General features: G+C 39.0%; 21 protein-coding genes. 11 read left to right on the top strand and 10 right to left on the bottom strand.

Features of this window, described 5'->3' with window-relative positions:
- Positions 1-310: 310 nt before the first annotated feature.
- Together K8L98_RS05490 and K8L98_RS05485 are read right to left on the bottom strand one after the other, a co-directional pair.
- The gene (locus tag K8L98_RS05490; protein WP_223443201.1) at positions 311-1225 is read right to left on the bottom strand and encodes a reverse transcriptase domain-containing protein; all 915 of its coding nucleotides are present in this window, start codon (positions 1223-1225) and stop codon (positions 311-313) included.
- Between the two features lie 112 nt (positions 1226-1337).
- Positions 1338-2189 (bottom strand): helix-turn-helix transcriptional regulator, encoded by an 852-nt coding sequence (locus K8L98_RS05485; RefSeq protein WP_223440279.1) that lies wholly within the window; start codon positions 2187-2189, stop codon positions 1338-1340.
- Positions 2190-2311: 122 nt separating this feature from the next.
- Here K8L98_RS05485 and fabF point away from each other — a divergent pair, with 122 nt between their 5' ends.
- Positions 2312-3547 (top strand): beta-ketoacyl-ACP synthase II, encoded by a 1236-nt coding sequence (fabF, locus tag K8L98_RS05480; RefSeq protein WP_223440277.1) that lies wholly within the window; start codon positions 2312-2314, stop codon positions 3545-3547.
- Positions 3548-3754: 207 nt separating this feature from the next.
- On the opposite strand, the gene K8L98_RS05475 is transcribed toward fabF, so the two are convergent.
- Positions 3755-4105, bottom strand: a complete 351-nt coding sequence (locus tag K8L98_RS05475) for an ankyrin repeat domain-containing protein (protein WP_223443199.1) — start codon at positions 4103-4105, stop codon at positions 3755-3757.
- A 106-nt stretch (positions 4106-4211) separates the two neighbouring features.
- Positions 4212-5063, bottom strand: a complete 852-nt coding sequence (locus K8L98_RS05470) for an aldo/keto reductase (protein ID WP_223440276.1) — start codon at positions 5061-5063, stop codon at positions 4212-4214.
- A 198-nt stretch (positions 5064-5261) separates the two neighbouring features.
- Here K8L98_RS05470 and K8L98_RS05465 point away from each other — a divergent pair, with 198 nt between their 5' ends.
- Positions 5262-6179: an AraC family transcriptional regulator gene (locus K8L98_RS05465; RefSeq protein ID WP_223440275.1), complete on the top strand. Its 918-nt coding sequence runs from the start codon at positions 5262-5264 to the stop codon at positions 6177-6179.
- Between the two features lie 159 nt (positions 6180-6338).
- Here K8L98_RS05465 and K8L98_RS05460 read toward each other — a convergent pair whose 3' ends face one another.
- The 5 genes from K8L98_RS05460 to K8L98_RS05440 form a co-directional block, all read right to left on the bottom strand.
- Positions 6339-6587: a group II intron maturase-specific domain-containing protein gene (locus tag K8L98_RS05460; protein WP_240549815.1), complete on the bottom strand. Its 249-nt coding sequence runs from the start codon at positions 6585-6587 to the stop codon at positions 6339-6341.
- A 32-nt stretch (positions 6588-6619) separates the two neighbouring features.
- Positions 6620-6856, bottom strand: coding sequence for a reverse transcriptase domain-containing protein (locus K8L98_RS05455; protein ID WP_223440274.1), 237 nt, complete (start codon positions 6854-6856; stop codon positions 6620-6622).
- 688 nt (positions 6857-7544) lie between these two features.
- Complete coding sequence (locus tag K8L98_RS05450) at positions 7545-8516, bottom strand: LacI family DNA-binding transcriptional regulator (RefSeq protein WP_223440273.1); 972 nt, start codon at positions 8514-8516, stop codon at positions 7545-7547.
- Between the two features lie 76 nt (positions 8517-8592).
- On the bottom strand, positions 8593-11937 hold the full coding sequence (locus K8L98_RS05445) for a GH36-type glycosyl hydrolase domain-containing protein (RefSeq protein ID WP_223440272.1): 3345 nt from the start codon (positions 11935-11937) through the stop codon (positions 8593-8595).
- A 4-nt stretch (positions 11938-11941) separates the two neighbouring features.
- On the bottom strand, positions 11942-14110 hold the full coding sequence (locus tag K8L98_RS05440) for a glycoside hydrolase family 3 N-terminal domain-containing protein (RefSeq protein WP_223440271.1): 2169 nt from the start codon (positions 14108-14110) through the stop codon (positions 11942-11944).
- Positions 14111-14575: 465 nt separating this feature from the next.
- Here K8L98_RS05440 and K8L98_RS05435 point away from each other — a divergent pair, with 465 nt between their 5' ends.
- From K8L98_RS05435 to K8L98_RS05395, 9 genes are all read left to right on the top strand, one after another.
- Positions 14576-15841 (top strand): sugar ABC transporter substrate-binding protein, encoded by a 1266-nt coding sequence (locus K8L98_RS05435; RefSeq protein WP_223440270.1) that lies wholly within the window; start codon positions 14576-14578, stop codon positions 15839-15841.
- Between the two features lie 85 nt (positions 15842-15926).
- On the top strand, positions 15927-16814 hold the full coding sequence (locus K8L98_RS05430) for a carbohydrate ABC transporter permease (RefSeq protein WP_223440268.1): 888 nt from the start codon (positions 15927-15929) through the stop codon (positions 16812-16814).
- Between the two features lie 19 nt (positions 16815-16833).
- Positions 16834-17688, top strand: coding sequence for a carbohydrate ABC transporter permease (locus K8L98_RS05425; RefSeq protein WP_420828828.1), 855 nt, complete (start codon positions 16834-16836; stop codon positions 17686-17688).
- 185 nt (positions 17689-17873) lie between these two features.
- Positions 17874-18095, top strand: a complete 222-nt coding sequence (locus tag K8L98_RS05420) for a spore germination protein (RefSeq protein WP_223440266.1) — start codon at positions 17874-17876, stop codon at positions 18093-18095.
- A gap of 14 nt (positions 18096-18109) precedes the next feature.
- Positions 18110-18325: a spore germination protein GerPB gene (locus tag K8L98_RS05415; protein ID WP_223440264.1), complete on the top strand. Its 216-nt coding sequence runs from the start codon at positions 18110-18112 to the stop codon at positions 18323-18325.
- Between the two features lie 84 nt (positions 18326-18409).
- On the top strand, positions 18410-19036 hold the full coding sequence (gene gerPC, locus K8L98_RS05410) for a spore germination protein GerPC (RefSeq protein ID WP_223440262.1): 627 nt from the start codon (positions 18410-18412) through the stop codon (positions 19034-19036).
- Positions 19033-19209, top strand: a complete 177-nt coding sequence (locus tag K8L98_RS05405) for a spore gernimation protein GerPD (RefSeq protein ID WP_223440261.1) — start codon at positions 19033-19035, stop codon at positions 19207-19209. Before gerPC ends, K8L98_RS05405 begins: the two co-directional genes overlap by 4 nt.
- Before the next feature lie 6 nt (positions 19210-19215).
- Complete coding sequence (locus K8L98_RS05400; RefSeq protein WP_223440258.1) at positions 19216-19602, top strand: spore germination protein GerPE; 387 nt, start codon at positions 19216-19218, stop codon at positions 19600-19602.
- Positions 19603-19646: 44 nt separating this feature from the next.
- Complete coding sequence (locus tag K8L98_RS05395) at positions 19647-19865, top strand: spore germination protein (protein WP_223440257.1); 219 nt, start codon at positions 19647-19649, stop codon at positions 19863-19865.
- A gap of 36 nt (positions 19866-19901) precedes the next feature.
- On the opposite strand, the gene K8L98_RS05390 is transcribed toward K8L98_RS05395, so the two are convergent.
- Entirely contained in the window at positions 19902-20204 is a 303-nt protein-coding gene (locus tag K8L98_RS05390; RefSeq protein ID WP_223440256.1) for an HNH endonuclease, read from the bottom strand.
- Position 20205: the final 1 nt, after the last annotated feature.

The following is a 20205-nucleotide window of genomic DNA, read 5'->3' as shown; positions in this document are numbered from 1 at the left end:
ACAGAAGCTCCCTCTTATAAAACACCTTGGGAACTAAGGGGTTCAACCTGTCACTATTTACTGTTTATGCAGGATTTTATCATTAATAAAAGTTTGCGCACACTCAAGCGCACCTGGTGGCTGTATAAAAAAGTGGGATTTTATGCAACTTCTTATTCAAGAAAATGGCCCTTAACATAAAGAAAGATCACAATTCTTGCTGCAGAAGTCGAGTAGAAGGGAGCCTTTCTACCTTACGGTAAATTGCACTCCGTCCCCTCACAGAACCGTGCTTGCACTATTAATGCACACGGCTCCTCCTAGTCATCATTCACAGAATGTAGCTAATCTCTTTTCTTAAATCATATATATTCACTTTAATTCTTGGTGAAGGTAGTGGATATTTATCAAGAAATAGTCTGAATTTATCCCATGTAAAGGATTTCCTTTGACTTCTTCTATTGAGCCATTTAAACAGTAAGGTCTCGATTTTGTCTTTGAAGTTGGTAACATTTTGGGTATTATCAGTGATGCAATAATAGTTGTAATAACCTATAAGCGAGCGTCTAAATCTGTCCATGATCATTTGAATATCTTTATTTCTATTCTTCTTCAGCCATTCTTTAGACTCTTTTAATTTACCTTGGACTTTCTTTCTACTCGATTTCCGTTTCACCCGAAATTTCCCTTGTTTACTTTTCCCACAATAGTGTGTAAAGCCTAGGAAATCAAAGGTTGCTGGTTTACTATTTCCCTTTTGCTTTTCATATTTTTCGGCACAACGCCCGAAGGGAATAATTTTGGTTTTATCCTCGGCAATTTCCAAGTTAAATTTCTTTAATCTAAATTTTAATGATTGGAAGAATTCCTGAGCTTCGCTCTGATATTGAAAACACCACACAAAATCATCTGCATACCTTACTATATATGCCTGTCCCTTGCATTGTTTCTTGACCTTTTTCTCAAACCATAAGTCGAGGGCATAATGGAGATACACATTGGCTAATACCGGAGATATTACTCCACCTTGCGGTGTGCCATTGTCTGTTTTGTATTTCTTACTTTCCTCCATGTATCCACCTTTAAGAAACCTACCAATTATTCTTAGTAGGTTAGGGTCAGCGATTCGAAGTTTTAAGAACTCCATCATCCATTTGTGCTCAACGTTGTCAAAGAATCCTTTAATATCGACATCTACTACATAATTTACTGATCTCTTTTCAATATAGAAGTTCAGTATTTTCAAAGCATCATGGCAGAACAAGAGGACAACAGTAAAGTTAACTCTTTTTACCAAAAGGAATAATAACTTCGTTAAGTAATCAGTATCATTTCGCTAGTGTAATGAAATTACTTTATTAATTTTCAACGGAAACCCTCTTCATTAATCGCTTTAATTTATTTTCTGTATCTGTTTCCTCTACTGGTGTATAGATACTGCACCGCAAATCCATATCACCTTGAACTTGAAGAGAAGTTAAATTAAACAACATTTTGCCTGCTTTAGCATGTCTAAATTCAATTACCATTTCTGGAGCCTTACTCACTTGACTTTCTTGCCATAAATCCTGGAATTCTGAATGTGAATGACTCATTTCTTTAATAAATTGGTTGTACCATTCATCGCCTAAATAGTGTCCATAATAGGTACGGAAAATAGCAAGAAAACCTTTCGCAAAATGTTCCCAATTGACGGCCAATGCTTTTAATTCTTTTCTAGTGAACACTAAACGAATCAAATTTCTTTGATCATTCGGTATTCGTTCAAAATCTAAAAAAACATGAGCAGCTGCAGGATTCCAGCCCACAATATGGCAATGTCGATCCGTAATGATAGTCGGACAATATATTAATTCAGCTAGTATTCGCTTTAAAGAAGGGCTAAGCTCTGATTGATCCTTTTCTTGATGGGTAATTTCTGATTTTGCCTCTAATGCTAGGTCATATATGTAGTCTCTTTCATCATTATTTAATTGTAGAGCTGCAGAAATACAATCAAGTACGATTGAAGAAACTTTTATATCTCTTCCTTGCTCTAGCCATGTATACCAAGTGGTACTAACACCTGCTAATTGTGCAACCTCTTCTCTTCGTAACCCAGGTGTCCTTCTCCGGGTTCCGGCAGGCAAACCAATAGACTCTGGCTTAATTTGGGCACGCTTAGCTTTTAAGAATGTCGACAAAGCTTCAAGCCTAGTTTGATCATTCATTTTTAAAACTCCTCATCTTATCAATTTAACCTAGTAGTAATTATACCAGGATAAACTATCCCTTGTAATAGGATAAAAGAGATGTAAAATACAAGTAAATTATTGATTTGGAGGGATGAAAAGTGGAAAGAGTTGTGATTACCGGTATGGGAGTAGTGTCTCCTATAGGAAACAACATCAAAACATTTTGGAACAATCTGATTAACGGGGAATCTGGTATATCCACTATTGATACATTTGATGTTACTAATCATAAAACAAAAATTGCAGGTATCGTCCAAGATTTTGATGCAGATGAAGTTTTAGGAAAGAACGAAGCAAGACGTTTAGATCGCTTTTCTCAATTTGCTTTGGCTGCAGCTGAACAAGCTTGGGCAGATTCTGAGTTAGACCTCGATCGTATAGATGTAGAAAGGTTTGGCGTATACGTAGGTTCAGGTATAGGTGGAATTGAAACCTTCATTGAAAATATTGATGCGCTTAGGCAGAAGGGGCCAAGAAGAGTCAGCCCGACCCTAGTACCTGCTATGATTTCTAATGCTGCAGCAGCACAAATTAGTATCAAGTGGAACGCGATGGGGCCTTCTATGTCGCCTGTTTCTGCTTGTGCAATTGGAAATACAGCTATTGGAGAAGCCTTTAGATTAATTCGTTATGGAGAAGTTGACGTTGTGTTTGCGGGTGGAACGGAGGCAGCTATAACAGATTTATCAATAGCAAGCTTTGGTAATGCTACAGCACTATCAACAAGAAACGATGAGCCTACTAAAGCTAGTCGTCCATTTGATGAAAATCGAGACGGATTTGTCATGTCAGAAGGAGCTGGAATTCTAATCTTAGAATCTTTATCTCATGCTTTACGTAGAGACGCAAAGATTTATGCAGAAGTTATTGGATATGGTGCAAGTTCAGACGCACACCATATCGTAGCTACACATCCGGAAGGTAAAGGTGCCTATCTTGCAATGAGATCAGCTTTAAAAAATGCCAATTTATCGCCTGAAGAAATTGATGTTATTAGTGCCCATGCAACAAGTACAAAAGTGGGGGACATCTCTGAAACGATGGCTATTAAGCAGCTGTTTGGAAAACAAGCTTATCAGATTCCAGTAACAGCTAATAAATCTATGCTTGGTCATATGTTAGGGGCAGCTGGTGGAGTTGAAGCAATTGCTTTAGCAATGAGCATAAAGGAAGGGATAGTTCCTCCAACAATTAACTTAGAAAATCCTGATCCATTATGTGATCTAGATTATGTACCATCTGTTGCTCGCCAAGTGAAAATAAATACGGGTCTATCTAACTCATTTGGTTTCGGAGGTCATAATGCAGCTATTGTTTTAAAGAAATACGAGTGAATAAACTTTCTCTCGTCAATCTGACCGTTTCCTCTAGAAACGGTTAGATTTATTCCATTAAATGGCCCTTATGTAGAAGAACTTCAGAATCCGCTTGCTCCATTAAACTGCCCTTTACTAATAAGAAGAGGCGACACTTTGTTAAGCAATCGTCCCCGATTGTTGAATATCATATTCAAGTCAATGTTATATGTGGCTTCAAAGTCCTTAGAAATGGTTTTTATAACGACCTTCAGAGGCTGCTTGATACAACGGAGAAAAGCCGTTAATATCCCTGGTATTGATGTTAGCTCCCTTAGACAAAAGGTATTGGATAATCTCCATTTGGCATACTTGTGTTGCCCAATGGAGTGGGGTCCATCCATCCTCGTCTTTGTTATCTGCACTTGAATTACTTCGAACTAACAATTTCACTTTTCTAAAATGACCTTCATAAATGGCTTTGACTAATTCTTCTCTGTTCCTCTTATTAAGCTTTTTCCTAATTCTTTTTTTCATTGGTTTACCCCTTAAACAAAATAAAAAGTTAATATGATTATTAATGAAGCGAGCTACCACATTATGCAGCAAACGCCCCCGATTGTTGAATAAGAGTTGATTTTAATATAAAAAAACAAGGTTTTCCCTAAGGAAATCCCTTGTTTTTTTAACTTTACGATGAAAATTAGTCATGAATTTTATGAGTACCAATCCCTTTCACCATTGCAGGATCTCTATGTGAAAAGAATAAGCTCTCTTTCGTATCTAACGTTGCGATTCTTTCCATATCCTCTGGACTTAATTCGAAGTCGAAAATATTGATATTTTCTTCGATTCTTTCCTTACGAACAGACTTCGGAATCGCCACGACACCTCTTTGTGTCAACCATCGTAAGACAACCTGCGCAACAGATTTATTATACTTTTCTGCTATTGATACTAATAATTCGTTCTGGAACATGTTATTTTTCCCTTCAGCAAACGGTCCCCATGACTCTATCTGAACATTGTTCTCTATCATAATGTTTTGACTTTCGATTTGCTGGTTAAAGACATGAGTTTCAACTTGATTTACGGCAGGAGCTACCTCATTATGAATAATTAAATCAACTAAACGATCTGGATGGAAATTACTTACTCCAATTGCCCTAACCTTTCCATCTCGGTACAATTCTTCCATTGCATGCCATGAACCATATACATCACCAAATGGCTGATGAATCAAGTATAAATCTAAATAATCTAATTGAAGTCTTTCGAGTGATTTTGTGAATGCTTTCTTTGTGCTTTCATAACCAGCATCCTGAACCCAAAGTTTTGTAGTAATAAATAATTCTTCTCTTGGAACACCACTTCTCTTGATTGCTATACCGACAGCTTCTTCGTTTAGATAGGAAGCAGCTGTATCGATTAGACGATAGCCTGCCATAATTGCATCATATACAGCTTGTTCACATTCGTTTTCATCCTGAATTTGAAAAACCCCAAAGCCAAGAATAGGCATCTCAACACCATTGTTTAATGTTACTTTTTGCATAAATAATTCCTCCTATTTGCTTATTTATCTATTTTGATAGTAAGAGTATTACAGTGGCATAAACTTATTATGCAGCAGACTCAAAAGCCACCGTTATCAAATTAATCTTAAACATTTGCCTAATCCTCTTAATCCCATTTATAAATCCTATGAATATGTAGCAAGATTTAAATAATCACCTAACGGGGGAATGATATTATGTTTAAAGAATTACCTTTAAAGCAAGAAACACTTGCTGACTTAGTTGAAAGGCACACGGGTCAGGATGGATATTATTCTACAACTATTCCATATTTATTTTTGTCTCGTTTCTCCGATGTTACAGGTCCAAATTATGGAGTTCACAACCCTTCCTTGTGTATTACCGTCCAAGGTGATAAAGAGATATTATTGGGACGGGAAAGCTATAAGTACGGACCTTCAGATTACCTTATAGCATCAGTTGATTTGCCTATAACTGGTCAGGTCATCCAAGCCACTCCCGAATCTCCATATTTAGCTTTCAAACTTGAGTTTAACCCAAGTGAAATATTAGATGTTTTAAGGGATTCAGAGTTATTTGTCCAGTCCAAAGGCACCACTAAACGAGCTATGTATGTTAGCCGTATAGATTCGCCTTTGTTGGATGCTGTGATCCGATTAGTACGTTTACTAGACAATCCACAGGATATTCCTGTACTTGCACCTTTGTTCAAGGAGGAAATTCTATATAGGGTACTGAACGGAGAACAAGGGGCTACATTGCAACAAATCGCAGTACAGGGGAGTAGTACCTTACGTATCAAAGATGTTATCGAACATATTATGAACAACTTTGAAAGAACAATCAGGGTTGAAGAACTTGCGGAAATAGCAAGTATGAGTGTAGCAACGCTACACAAGCATTTTAAAGAGGTTACTGCTATGAGTCCGATTCAATACCAAAAACATCTGAGACTTCAAGAAGCACGCCGTTTGTTATTATCTGAGTCTTCAGATGCATCCGATGTAGCATTTAGGGTTGGTTATGAAAGTCCTTCTCAATTCAGTCGTGAATATTCTCGGATGTTTGGGTTACCACCAAGAGAAGATATAAAGCGTTTTAGAATGATACATGAAAAAACAATAAATGCATGAATCTCCTTCTTTGGAATTCATGCATTTATTGTTTTAAAAGATTCTATTTAAACAAGTCGAGTAGAAGAGAACCTCTCTACCTTGCGGTAGATTGTGTTTCTCCCCCCTCACAGAACCGTGCTTGCGCTATTAACGCACACGGCTCCTCCTAGTCATCATTTACAGAATGTAGCTAATCTCTTTTCTTAAATCGTATATATTCACTTTAATTCTTGGTGATGGTAGTGGATATTTATCAAGAAAGAGTCTGTACTTACCCCAAGTAAAGGATTTTCTTTGACTTCTTCTATTGAGCCACTTAAACAATAAGTATTGGATTTTGTCTTTGAAGTTGTTAACATTTTGGGTATTATCTGTGATGCAGTAATAGTTGTAATAACCTGTTAGTGAGCGTTTGAATCTATCCATAATCATATGAATATCTTTATTTCTATTATTCTTTAACCATTCTTTAGATTCCTTGAGTTTGTAAAGCCTAAGAAATCAAAGGTTGCTGGTTTACCCTCTCCCTTTTGATTTGCATTTTTCTCCGCAAACCTCCCGAAGGGAATAATTTTGGTTTTATCCTCAGCTATTTCTAGGTTAAACTTCTTTAATCTCATCTTTAAAGAATGGAAGAATTCCTGACCTTCACTCTTATATTGAAAACAACAAACAAAATCATCTGCATATCTCACTATTTATGCTTGTCCTTTGCACTGTTTTCTAACCCTTTTCTCAAACCAAAGGTCGAGGACATAATGGAGGTATACATTTATACTTTTTGGGCTTCTTAAGAAGCCTGGAAGTTGCATAAAAAAGTGGAGTTTTGTTCAACCTCTTACTCAATTAAATGGCCCTTTAATGGAATAACATGGCTGGGTTTTCAAACTTTATTGTAAATGTAGCAACTTAATTTGTAATTAAACATCTTTATGGTCATTCAACAATTTTATTGTGAATATTCATTTTGCACCTTTGAACCGAACCCGTTAAGTATTGAGCACACTTGTTTTTTAAAATAAATTAAAAACAAGAGAAATTAGGATTATCTATCAATGACAGTATTTAATGCTGCTAATAATATTCCCGTCTCTGATACCATCATTTTTTATGGAGTAATCCTTATCATGAACTATATTTTTTACCAAAGAAAAACATATAAGAGTTTTTTTATTTGTACCTGCTGTCCTCTCATTCTATCTACAGTATGAAACATCTTCTCTGAAAAAGAAATACAAAACACGGCACCGCCAGATCCTAAATATAGATTTCTCACTACGTTTAGGGGTTGTACAGCAGGCAAAATTAAATTTTGTCAGTGAACAAACAAAGACGGGAATGAAAAGAATCCTGACTGATTCCTTTCACTCCCGCCTTATACATTTAAGCTTTTTTTTCACTAATCGATTCGCCTTCAATCAAGGTAACATAAATCCGTTCATTTTCAACAGGAACACCCTTGATCAGCTTCAATAATTGCTCAGAAGCCAGTGCACCCCATTTGCGTTTTGAATAGTCAATTGTAGATAGACGGGGCTTAGTGTAATGTGAAACCTCCAGGTTGTCAAATCCGATGATATGAATATGCTCTCCTGCCCTGTACTCTGTATTAGCCAAATAATTGTACATGCCGATAGCCATTTCATCATTTAAACAAAAGGCAGCAGCAATTTGATCATATTCATTCATTATTTGCTCAGCGGCCCGCTCACCTGCTTCTTTAGTAAAGTCCCCTGCTATTTCTGTATATTCTATATGCCGATACCTTTTTGCGGCTTGTCTTACTGCGTGTAATCTCTGCATAGAATCAAATGAATCTTCCGGACCTGTCACCACATACAGTTTTGTATGTCCTTTTTCAACAATATGATCAATGGCAAGTGTGGCGCCAGCTTTATTATCCAATAAAACCTGATTAATATTGGGATGTTCAATTTGCCGGTCGAGAATCACAATTTTGTGCCCCCGCTCTGCATACGTCAAAAGTTCGTCGCTTGAAAAAGTTGAATCGAGAACAATTGCACCATCAATCATGCGCTCAGGCAAATACCGGTGAGAATGCTCTCCGCTGCACACAATCAGTCCGTAGTCGTTCCTGCTGAGAGATTCCAAAATCCCCTGAAGCAATTGGCCATAAAATGCTCCGCTGAAATCAGTCAAATAGACACCAATGACTTTCGTCTCTCTCTTTTTAAGGTTACGGGCCGAAGCATTAGGAATATAATTTAAATCTTTGGCAATAGCTAAAATTTTGGCAGAGGTTTCTTCTGTTACTTTCGGGCTGCCGTTTAGTGCGTATGAAACCGTCGAAATGGAAACTCCTGCTTTTTTAGCAATATCTTTAATACTGACCAAGAAACTCTCTCCTATCTCTTCCCTTATCATTACAGCTATTATACAAGTTGGCGGGCAATTATACCGTATCTGTGCTTTACATGAAGATTTCAATCTCAGCTGTATGGTGTTCAAGCCCTTTTTCCAGTTCATCTCTTGAAATGCGTAAACCGCCCGCGCGGTATTGATTCTTTAGGACTTCCCCTTCAATCTCATTTCCATTAATTAGAACATGGCTTAGTTTTTTACCTTTTATGTGATAATTAAACGTTATTTGCCGTCCCATATACTCAAATTGGAATTTAAGGCCATCTAATCTTTGAGGAATCACGGGATCGATGATTAAGTCACCTTGAAATTGCCGGATTCCGAGGCAATTGGAAATTAATTGATTCATATAAATGCCAGGCCCGCTTGAATAAATTCTCCATCCGCCTTTCACAGGAGCTGTGCCATCGCGCAATTCGTTAAACCTTTCTTGTGCTTCATAGCGAGTATTGAATTTCCCGTCCGAGCTGCTGAAGTACGCATTGCTTTGGCGGCGTTCCGCGTTTGGGACGGATTGAATAATGCCAACCGGATTAATAATCGAAAGTCCGTCCCAAACCTCATCTACTTTTCCGAGCTTAGCCATCGCTTCAACATAACGGATATGAGCATGAACATATTGAAGTCCTACCTCACGTCCGAAATTTGCTGCTTGTTCTGCCCGTTTGAAGTGAGTGCTTACCCCTCCTGCATACTTTGCTGGACGGTTCATTAATCGGACACCGTCCGGGCAGTAAAGTTCACGTTTAATCAGCTTGTAATGTGCTTCCGCCTGTTCTGGCGTCAGCAATTCACTGATCATGCTCCGCGTCATTGGAAGAAGCCGATAGCTGATGCCTGTTTTCGTATCATCAGGATGCAGCATAAGCTCTTCCTCACCCATTTTTTCCATATAAATAAACCCAGGAATCACATCAGTCTGAAGCATATATTTATTGAAATCAGCTTTAATTCCTGCAGCAAGATTCAAAAGGCTTTCTGCCTCTTTCTCATCCACTTCCCTCAGACATTGTGAAAACTGGCTGATCACCTGATATGTCAATGCCACTGTCCAGCTGCTGACCATGTATTTTTTCAGACTGGCATTTGCCGGCTGAAGAGTATCATCCCAATCTCCGTCCCCGTAAGAAGATAAACAGGTGTCATGTAAAAAGTGCTCTTTAATATAGTCAATTTCCTTGTTTGCATGCTCTAAAATTGTTTTTTCTCCATCTGTAAATTGAAAAGATCCGCGGATGGTATAAGGCACTTTTTCAGTTAAAATACTGTAGTCCTTCGTAACAGCAAGGTAATCACCCAATACTTTAAGAGGCCAGACGATAATGTCACCGTGACTTTCTCCATGCTGAATCTTAAAATAGTTGTCAAACATAAACCATTGCGGCCAATTTCCATCATCTTCATATTGATGAGAGTACACGATTTTGATCATTTCGCGAACGGAATCATAGTTTTGGGTTGCCATGAAATATTCAGCCGGCCCCTGGCATACATCCCGTGTGCCCCATGCGGCTCCTCCGTATTGCTCAAGGCCGTGAGGAACAGAATAATGCACAAGCATGTTATGTGTGTACCACCAGGCAAGGTCATTTACCTTTTCAACTTCTTCAGATTCACCGCCTGGCATTGATAAATGGAATCCATTCATTACCCCTTTATAAAACGTACGATAGCGCTCAATTTCCTGTTCTGCGTCAAGAAGTGATGAAGACCGTTCTTCCCCGTTCAGATGCCCCGTGATTCGAATGGTCCATTCATTTGATGCGGATAGCTCCATTACAACTAAGGAAGCAGAATGGGGCTCCGCATTTTGAGCAAGTGTGCTTTCATCTTTGATCACCGCATTTGCACCATCTAGATGAAGACGATATTTTAATTCCGGATAAACACCAGCACTATCTGAAGCAGCATCTGCATGAAAAGTGAGAGTTTGTCCATCTTTCACCATTTTGAACGAGGTCTCATATTCATTATTGTTCATTGAAACTTGGTTCGTAACAAGATAGCGATAGGCGCTGCCATTTAAAGAACGGACATGCAAATGAACTTCAGGTGAATCAACTGTCGTGAAATTTGTAATAATCAGCATATCTTTTTCAAGCTTATAGTACCAGCGGGCATAATTGAATCCCATTTCAAACAGCGAAGGCATAGTTAAAAGCTGATAAACGCCTTCGATTTCCGCGTATATGCGCTGTCCGGATGTTTTCATCACATTCAGCGCATTACGAGTATTTGTTAACATTTTATTGTAGGATGTATTGCCGATTACAAGCTGCGAGTTAAATACCCCATACATAAAGGAAGAGGTAGTCAGGATGTGTTCGGACACTTTATCATTGTTCCCGGTCATCAGAATATGGCCATGCGGACGTTCGACAAGCATTTCCTTTTCCTTTAAAACGATATGCTCATGTGTATCTGTAAAGAAGGAAAGCAGGGTGTCTCCTTCCCATTCTTCCTGATGTCTGTTTGGAAAGAATTGATTAATTTCTTCTAAAGACATAGATAATGTTTTTAACGGAGTTCCTATGTCAGAAGATATTGAAACCTTTTCAATAGATTGAGATTGTTTCCTGCTTTCTGTCCGGTATTCGTTCCAAGCATCCTCTGCCTCATTTGAATATTCCAGTACGGCAACGGCTTCCGGATGATTTTCTTTAAACAGCCCATAAAAAACAACCTGGGCTTTGCCTTCTAATGTCACTCTTTCAGATTGAAGGGCTGTATAAGCAAATTCATATTGGTACACTTCATTTGCCAGATTTTTTTTCAGTAAAGCTTCAGGAATGTTTTTTTCTTTATAAGATAATCCATAAAACTGAAATCCGTCCGTTGAGTAACCAGCAGCTTTTGTCAGAGCACCCTGTTGAATATAAGGAAAACCAGAACTCTGAGGCTGATTTTGGCGGGAGCAGACCACATATCCGAGACGATCATGTTCAAATGCACGATGATCAATATATTGGGAAAGGTATGCTTCGTTTGTACGGACAGCCCCTTTGTCTGCAATTCCTATATCTTGTCCATAAACTACGTCTGCACTTACGTCATGCCCATCAAGATCAATATTCCAATACCAAATGCCTCTTTTTGTTAAATGAAACGTCACTTGATAAGAAACTTGTTCTGCTTTTCCTTCCCAAATAACCTCGGAATCTGAAAATGATACTGTGCTGTTGGATTGTACGCCAATCAAAGGGAAAAATTCAATCTCATTCTCTTTATGCAAGCGCAAATACAGATTATTTAATGAACCGTCTATTGGATTTGCAATCCACTGATTAATCATTGTGTCTTTATGGGCGGCTAATCGCAGATCACCGCTGTTAAAAAAGCTGAAGCAAAAATCTCCCGCTTTAATTTCAAATGTTGAATCCGTCATCATTGTCATGTTTTTATCCCTCATATTCTTTCAATAATTCGAATGGCAGAGCCATAACATCCGCACTGTTTGGACCTATATAAATACGAAACTTGCCAGGGTCACTTTTATAGGTCAGATCTGAATGATGGTAGCGAAGCTTTGCTTCGGATAATTTGAAGGTCACTTCTTTTGTTTCCCCCGGCTGGAGGTGAATTTTCCGGAAATCTTTTAGTTCTTTTAAAGGACGGATTACTTCGCAAGCAATATCTTGAACGTATAATTGTACGGTTTCTTCCCCTGCTGCTTCTCCCGTATTTGTCACCTTCACTGATACTTGCAAAGTCTCATTTTGTGTAATCTCATCTGCAGATAGGCGGGCACCGCTATAAGCAAAGTTTGTATAGCTTAGACCGAATCCAAAAGGAAGCAGCGGTTCATTAGGGATATCCAAATATTTCGAAACATACTCATCCTGTGCATTTTCAGGCGGGCGGCCGGTGTTGAAGCTATTGTAGTAGACAGGCACTTGTCCGACAGAGTATGGAAATGACATTGATAAACGACCTGATGGATGAACGTCTCCATATAATAAATCTGCTATGGCTGCACCGCCCTCTGTCCCAGGATACCACGCTTCCAGGACAGCATCCGATTGATCGATCACACCGTGCAAATCCAAAGGACGGCCATTAAAGAGAACTGTTACAATCGGTTTATGCAGCTGTTTCATTGTCTTGATTAACTCAACCTGTATTTCAGGAAGACGGATATTAGACCTGCTTTTTGCTTCTCCGCTCATACCAGAATGCTCGCCTAAAGCAAGAACGATCACATCCGCTTTTTGTGCTGCCTTTAGAGCTTCTTCAAGCTGACTTTTATCCCCATCTTCAATCTCACAGCCTATGGCAGTCTGGAGCTTTGAAGAATCTATTTTCATTTGAAACCCATCTATAAGCTTTACCGTTTCATTTTTTGAACCGAGCCATGACCATGGCCCTAAAAGATCTCCGCTTTCCGCAAACGGTCCAATGAGCGCTATATTCTGGCTTGCCTTCAAAGGAAGAACGTTTTTATTCTTTAATAGAACACAAGACTTGGCTGCAAGCTCTCTCGCTGTTTGGCGGTGCTCCCTGCTAAGAACTACTTCTTTTTCAAGCTGCACATCTGCACCCCGATACGGGTTATCAAATAATCCTAATTTTTGCTTCAGCTCCAAAATTCTCATGACTGCTTCATCAACAAGCCTTTCATCGAGCAAATTGGCATCTATTAAACTCTTTAAATGTTTTACGTAACAAGCAGTCATCATTTCAATATCAACTCCTGCCTGGAAAGCTTTAAGGGCTGCTTCTGATTCATCAGCGGCGACGCCGTGGGGAATCAGCTCTTTGACTGCTCCCCAATCAGAAATAAGAACACCGTCAAATCCCCATTCATTTCTCAGTACATCCCGCATCAGCTTTTTATTTCCGCTTGCAGGAATGCCATCTACCGTATTAAAAGCCGTCATAACCATCTCGCAGCCTGCATCAAGCGCTGCCTTATAAGAGGGAAGATAATATTCACGCAGCGCACGCTCAGACATATCAACGGTATTGTAATCACGTCCGCCTTCTGCGGCACCATAAGCGGCAAAGTGCTTCACGCACGCCGCTACCCGATTCAGATCGGATGTTAAATCCGCACCCTGAAAACCGAGAACGAATGCTTTTGAAAATAGACTATTAAGATATGGATCTTCTCCTGTTGATTCCATCACTCGACCCCATCTCGGATCGCGGACTAAATCAACCATGGGTGCAAATGTCACATGAACCCCAGACACAGCTGCTTCTTTAGCAGCAATTTCCGCACTTTTTTCAGCTAATTCAGGATCCCATGAGCATCCGACAGCAAGCGGTACAGGAAAAATTGTCTTATAACCGTGAACCACATCCGCCATGAATAATAGCGGTATTCCTAATCGGTTTTCTTTCATATGGGCAGTTTGAATATCCATTGTTTCTTGCGCTCCTGATGCACCTAAAACGGAGCCGCTATTTTGAATGACATCCTTTGTGATTCCCATGTCTGCCATAGGGCCTGTTATTTGCCCTTCACTGCTTGCTCCTTTATAAAAAGGAGCTGCGAGCTGAATAAACTGAGCAATCTTTTCATCTAGTGTCATCTTTTGGATCATAGAGTTTAGTTTCTGCTTCACTATTTTTCATCCCCCATATATTAGCAGCTTTTTAGAATATGCAATAAAAACGTTTCGATTTACTATTTAATTGGATTATAAACGCTTTCATTTTATCAGTCAAACTATATCGAAACGTTTTTAAAGGTGTTAATTATCCATATTTCTAATTTATCCGTATATATATGATCGGAATGTGTTGTAAAAATTAATATAATCTGAAATTTTTATGTTGAAAACGATTACACTCTCAATTATAATAGCCCTATCGAAACGTTTCTACACCTTTTAGTTTATTTCTTACTTTGCAAAAGGATGGATTAACGTTGCTGTAATCAGTCAATCTATATTTTTTCTTCTTAATAGAAACGTTTCACTAAAGGGGGATGGGTTAAATCTTTCAATCTTACACATTTCATACTTTTAATGCTTGGAGTTTAAACCATTGATTCAGGTCAATGACTTACATGAACTGGGGGAAATAAAATGAAGAAGAATTCTGCTAAATTTAAAAGCAAAAAATGGATCAGTGCAGCAGTATTAGGCACATTGCTGGTTTCCGGTACGCTTGCAGGCTGTTCAAGTAATTCTGCATCATCAGATAAAACCACGATCACAGTATGGGGCATGGGCGAGGAAGCGAAGTCCCTTCCAAAAATTGCTGATGAATTTGAAAAGGAAAACCCGAAAATTGACGTAAAAGTTCAGGCAATTCCATGGGATACAGCGCATGATAAATTATTAACCGCTGTTGCTTCAAAAAAAGGCCCTGATGTACTGCAGATGGGGACGACTTGGATTCCTGAATTTGCTTCTGCAAATGCATTAATGGACTTAACACCCCATATCAAAGATTATCCAGAACTTGATCCTGCCAAGTATTATGAAGGATCCGTAGAAACAACGAAATTTGAAGATAAAACGGTTGGAGTTCCTTGGTACATTGATACGCGAGTTCTCTATTATCGTACAGATTTACTAAAAGAAGCAGGCTATAACGAAGCACCAAAGACATGGAATGAACTTCAGGATGCAGCAAAAAAATTATCTGAACGCGGCAAAGGCAAGTATGGCATAAGCCTTGATATAAAAGAACAAAGCCTGGCATTCATGTTCGCAAGACAAAATGGTTCAACCCTGCTTGATGAACAAAATAAGCCGCTGTTTAACGAACCTGAATTTACTGAAGCTGTTGAGTACTTAAACGGATTTTTCAAGAATGGTTCAGCGCCTAAAGATGAACTGGGAATTGATATCATCCAAGGCTTCCGTGATGACGGTATTCTTCCAATGTTCATCAGCGGCCCATGGATGATTAAACTGATTAATGACCAGGCACCAGAACTTGAAGGAAAATGGGCTACTGCTGTTCTTCCTGCAAAAGAAAATAATATCTCGGCACTTGGCGGATCAAATCTATCGATCTTTGAACATACAAAAAATAAAGATGCATCTCTGAAATTCTTAGCGTACATGAGTAAACCTGAAACACAGCTTAAGTGGATGGAAATGACAAATTCACTGCCATCAACAAAAGCAGCTTGGGAAGATGAATCCTTAAAAGAAAACCCTCTTTACAAAACGTTTGGAGAGCAAATGAAGCATTCACAATCAATGCCTGTTATGAAGGAATGGGAAAAAATCGCACAAACTTACTTAAGCACTTTTGAAAAGATTTACCGCGGCGGTGCAGATGTTGAAAAAGAATTAGATCAATTCAACAAGAAGTCCGAAGAAATTTTAAACAAATAAGGTGACAGCATTGTGCTGACAGGCAGAATCCTCTGTCTGTCAGACATCATCAATTATTTCGGCTAACGTGAAAGAAGGGATTCCCTTGAAAACCATCATTAACAACAAAACACCATATTTCTTCATAGCGCCTGCGATTATCTTGTTGTTCTTGTTTTCATTGCTGCCAATCTTCGTGGCGCTGATCATCAGTTTCACTGATATTGATTTAGCAGGCTTAGCAGATTGGTCAACTATTAACTTTATTGGGCTGCGAAATTATACAGATGTTTTAAGCGATGAGATTTTCATTAAATCTATCCTTAACACCCTTTTTTATGTAATCTTTGGGGTTCCGCTTGTGATTATCTGTTCCCTTGGAATCGCTTTGCTTATTAACTATGGAAAAGCACGTATTTTTAAAGCCTTCAGAGCTGTATTCTACATGCCCTCGATCACTAATGTTGTGGCAGTCGCCGTTGTATGGAGTTATTTATATAACCCTCAATTTGGTTTGTTTAACTACATATTGGAGCTTCTCCACATTCCTCCTGTCCCCTGGCTGCAGCACCCTGTTATGGCAAAAGTATCATTAATTGCATTAGCATTATGGCGGGCTATTGGGATCAATATGATTATTTTTTTAGCAGCGCTTCAAGGTATCCCCAAAACGTATTATGAGGCGGCTCAGCTTGACGGTGCAAGTGATTGGAAACAGTTAACAAAAATAACCATCCCTTTGCTGCGCTATGCGATTTTCTTTGTCTCGATTACTACGATGATTGGCTGGCTGCAGTTTTTTGAGGAACCATTTATTATGACGAAGGGCGGACCGCTTGACAGCACAACCTCCGTCGCCTTATTTATTTACCGTAATGGATTTCAGCTCAGCAACTTTGGCTATGCAGCTGCTGGCTCGTTTATCTTGTTTATCGCCATCATCATTGTGACAATGATTCAATTCAGATTACAGAAGAAAGATGTTGATTATTGAGGATGAAGAGGTGAAAACGATGAAAACAAAGACAATGAAACAGCCTGTGTATTTAACTTCAAAAGAGCGTTATAAACAGTGGACACTTGGCATCATTTTAACAATTGGCGGCTTTCTTATCTCCATTCCATTCATATGGATGATACTCTCTGCTTTTAAAACTGAGAGTGAAGTCATGCAGATACCGCCAACATTATGGCCAAGTGAATTTACTCTTGAAAATTTTGTTAATCTGTTCGCAAACATGAATTTTACCGTTTACTTAAAAAACACCATTATCGTAGTGCTTTTTTCTTTTGCTGGATTGTTTCTAAATGCGATGGCGGGTTATGCATTTGCAAAATTTAATTTTAAAGGAAGAGAAAAGATTTTTTATATGGTGCTTGCTACTATGATGATTCCTGGACAAGTCACTATGATTCCTGTTTATTTAATTTTAAATCAATTGCAGCTGACAAATACAATGGCTGGAATTGTCCTGCCTGGTCTTGTTGGAGCCTTCAGTATTTTTCTGTTCAGGCAATTTATGTCCACAATACCAGATGAATTACTTGAGGCGGCAAGACTGGATGGGGCAAGCGAATTTCGCGTCTTCGTACAAGTCGTTCTGCCGATATCTAAGCCGATTCTTGCTGTTCAGGGAATCCTGACATTTATTGCAGGATGGAACAGCTTCCTCTGGCCATTGATTATCGCAAATGACGAAGCACTGTATACCCTCTCAGTTGGTTTGTCTTTATTAAAAGGCCAGTATGGCGGAAACTTTGCCCTTCAGATGGCTGGATCAACCTTTATGGTTGTTCCAATCATAATCATTTTCATCTTATTTCAGAAGCACATCATTGAAGGATATACGATATCGGGAATGAAATAACTAAAAAAGTGAAACCGGCTTTAATTGAAAGGACCAGCAATTTGTGCTGGTCTTTTTCTATACCAGCAGTGATACCGCTAAACAAAATCCTCTAAATAAATCCGCATTTATCACAAGTTTGCCTATCTTTCATACGATATTTTAAAGGTGCAGTACTTTACCTCAAAAAGCAAAGGATGTTGGATATGCCAGCCATAGTAGGAGCATTTAAAGTAAATGCCGTTGGTACGAGCAGCATTGTTCATATCGGGGATGTCATTACCATCTCGCCATACAGCGAAGTCAAAACCTTTGCAGGGGCTGGATCTTTCAATACGGGAGATGGTTTGAAAATTTACAATCAAAATAGTGTCACGAATACTTACGACAACGATACGATTGACCAGCCAATAGCGGGAAATGCATAAAAAGAGGTGAAAACATGAATTTTTACATTAACCAGACAATCCAAATTAATCACCTGAAGGTGGAGGCGGTAAGCAACTCTTCTGTCCTTCAAATCGGAAGCGCAGGTATTATTAAACCGCTGTCAAACCTTTATAATACCGGGGCATTTACAGCACCTGCTCCTGCTGCAGTAAGTCCGGGAGGGCAGACTCAAACAGAAGGTCCATTCGTTCCGCTTGCTCCAATTTAATCCGGCATAGGCATTCACCCATTATTAGTACGGTGCATATAAATAAATCTAGATACTATGTACGTGATTTTATAAGCGGGGTGAATGAAATTGTACTATGATCAATCAATGGTGCAGTGTGTGCAGCATTTATACGGAATTGTTCAGGCTCAGGATCAGAAAATCAAAAAACTTGAATCCGCTGTTTCCGCCATGATGGACGAAATAGAAGAATTGAAAAAGCGCCCTAGTACAACAATTGAAAAAATAGAGTATAAATTTGATCAATTAAAAGTAGAAACGCTGGAAGGCACATTAAATATAGGACTTAATCCAACTGTCCCTGATCAAATTGAAAACTTTGAGGTGGATCAAAGAGGACTTCAAGTTAACCAAGTAAATAACACGAAGCGCGAGGAAGAAATATTTGAAGCTGTTCAGGCTAGGCTGCTTGCTTTTCTGAACGAAGACTGCGTCAAATATATTGAACAGCTCGCTGCACAATATAGCTATGAGCTTGATAATGCGCATAAGGAATTTATCATTGAGGATATCCGCAAGCAAATTGACAGCCGGATCAGATACTACTTAAAACAAAGAACATATGATGAAGCCGTGCCTGTCAGCGCGTTAATTGAGGATATTACATCTAAAGTAAAGCAGGATGTGGAGCGTTCCATTACGCACTTTATCCAAGCCCTGCCAAAAGAAGGGGTCGACAGCAACTCATGAATTTTAACGTAGTAAATAAAGAACTTTCAGTTGGTGCCATCCAAGTGGCCGCTGTTGCAAGTTCCAGCGTCTTCCTTATTGGCGATGTGAACTGCATTACATTGTCATCGGTTTTTGATACGCCGCCTGAATCATTGATTATAGGTCCATTTGTTCCTCTTGCACCGCAATAAGCCGCAATGATCAATCGATTATCTATAGTTAACAAGGCGTATGTTAACTCCATCGGGATCAGTTCGCTTTTTCAGATCGGAGACAGTGTAGATATCGTTCCGCGAACTAACGTCTATGCCGTGCAAAGGGAGGCAGAAATCTTTTTGGGAAACGAGGGTGACTTAAAGCAATACAGCTTTTACTCGGAGCTTTTGCCAAAACCTCTGATCACAGAAAAGATTCAGACCTCTTTTCATCATGAAAATCCAACCATTAAAGTTGAGGCAGTTAAAGTAATATCTATTTCATCATCTGCTGTTGTTCAATTCGGTTCCACAAACACGATCTCAGCTGAAACACGTGTGAAGCACATCAGACAATTGCTGAGCGGGAATGAACGTAAACAGCCTTAATGCATAGACTGTGAATATGACAGAAAGCCAAAGGATGTTCGTTCATGCCAGCTATTATTGGTCCTATCTGCATTAATTCTGTCGGAGGCGGTGTTGTAAACTTCGGTGACTCGTTTTATCTTTCTCCTAAGAGTTCATCAAAGTCTTCATCAGGTTCTGGCGGGGGAAATACAGGTGACTTTATCATCGTAAATAATATTGTAAGTGCTACGAATTCAATCGATCCTGATTTAAATGATCAAAATATTGTTGGAAATAACTAAAATGACGTGCCTATTAGACAGCACGTCATTTTCATTTTATATTCTTTTCTTCCGCTCATTTGATTTTTTAGTCCTGACAAGTCTTGAAGAAGGCTGCTTGCGGATCCATTTTACATAGCTTGCAAGTTTAGGGTCATTCCTTAGTTCTGTTATTGTATTCAGGCGAATGGCAAGCTCATCATTGGTATACAAAGCATGGATTTGCTTGTGGCACGGTATGCAGAGCTGTGCTGTCGGCAAAAAGGTCCCGCCTTTTTCTTTTGGAGTTAAATGATGTTCTGTCGTTTCTACATCCTGCCGTCGGCATAGCTCGCATGTTCCCGGCCCTTTTTTCGCCATA

This window comes from Metabacillus dongyingensis (genome assembly GCF_019933155.2).
Taxonomy (GTDB): Bacteria; Bacillota; Bacilli; order Bacillales; family Bacillaceae; genus Bacillus_P; species Bacillus_P dongyingensis.
This window is presented reverse-complemented; position numbering and strand designations above follow the sequence as displayed.

Coding starts and splice junctions, on each gene's coding strand:
- K8L98_RS05415 (WP_223440264.1), top strand. CDS start 18,110: ATGAATTTTTACATTAACCAGACAATCCAAATTAATCACCTGAAGGTG.
- K8L98_RS05425 (WP_420828828.1), top strand. CDS start 16,834: ATGAAAACAAAGACAATGAAACAGCCTGTGTATTTAACTTCAAAAGAG.
- K8L98_RS05395 (WP_223440257.1), top strand. CDS start 19,647: ATGCCAGCTATTATTGGTCCTATCTGCATTAATTCTGTCGGAGGCGGT.
- K8L98_RS05420 (WP_223440266.1), top strand. CDS start 17,874: ATGCCAGCCATAGTAGGAGCATTTAAAGTAAATGCCGTTGGTACGAGC.
- K8L98_RS05400 (WP_223440258.1), top strand. CDS start 19,216: ATGATCAATCGATTATCTATAGTTAACAAGGCGTATGTTAACTCCATC.
- K8L98_RS05445 (WP_223440272.1), bottom strand. CDS start 11,937: ATGACAATGATGACGGATTCAACATTTGAAATTAAAGCGGGAGATTTT.
- K8L98_RS05485 (WP_223440279.1), bottom strand. CDS start 2,189: ATGAATGATCAAACTAGGCTTGAAGCTTTGTCGACATTCTTAAAAGCT.
- K8L98_RS05390 (WP_223440256.1), bottom strand. CDS start 20,204: ATGGCGAAAAAAGGGCCGGGAACATGCGAGCTATGCCGACGGCAGGAT.
- gerPC (WP_223440262.1), top strand. CDS start 18,410: ATGAAATTGTACTATGATCAATCAATGGTGCAGTGTGTGCAGCATTTA.
- K8L98_RS05465 (WP_223440275.1), top strand. CDS start 5,262: ATGTTTAAAGAATTACCTTTAAAGCAAGAAACACTTGCTGACTTAGTT.
- K8L98_RS05470 (WP_223440276.1), bottom strand. CDS start 5,063: ATGCAAAAAGTAACATTAAACAATGGTGTTGAGATGCCTATTCTTGGC.
- K8L98_RS05405 (WP_223440261.1), top strand. CDS start 19,033: ATGAATTTTAACGTAGTAAATAAAGAACTTTCAGTTGGTGCCATCCAA.
- K8L98_RS05460 (WP_240549815.1), bottom strand. CDS start 6,587: ATGGATAGATTCAAACGCTCACTAACAGGTTATTACAACTATTACTGC.
- K8L98_RS05435 (WP_223440270.1), top strand. CDS start 14,576: ATGAAGAAGAATTCTGCTAAATTTAAAAGCAAAAAATGGATCAGTGCA.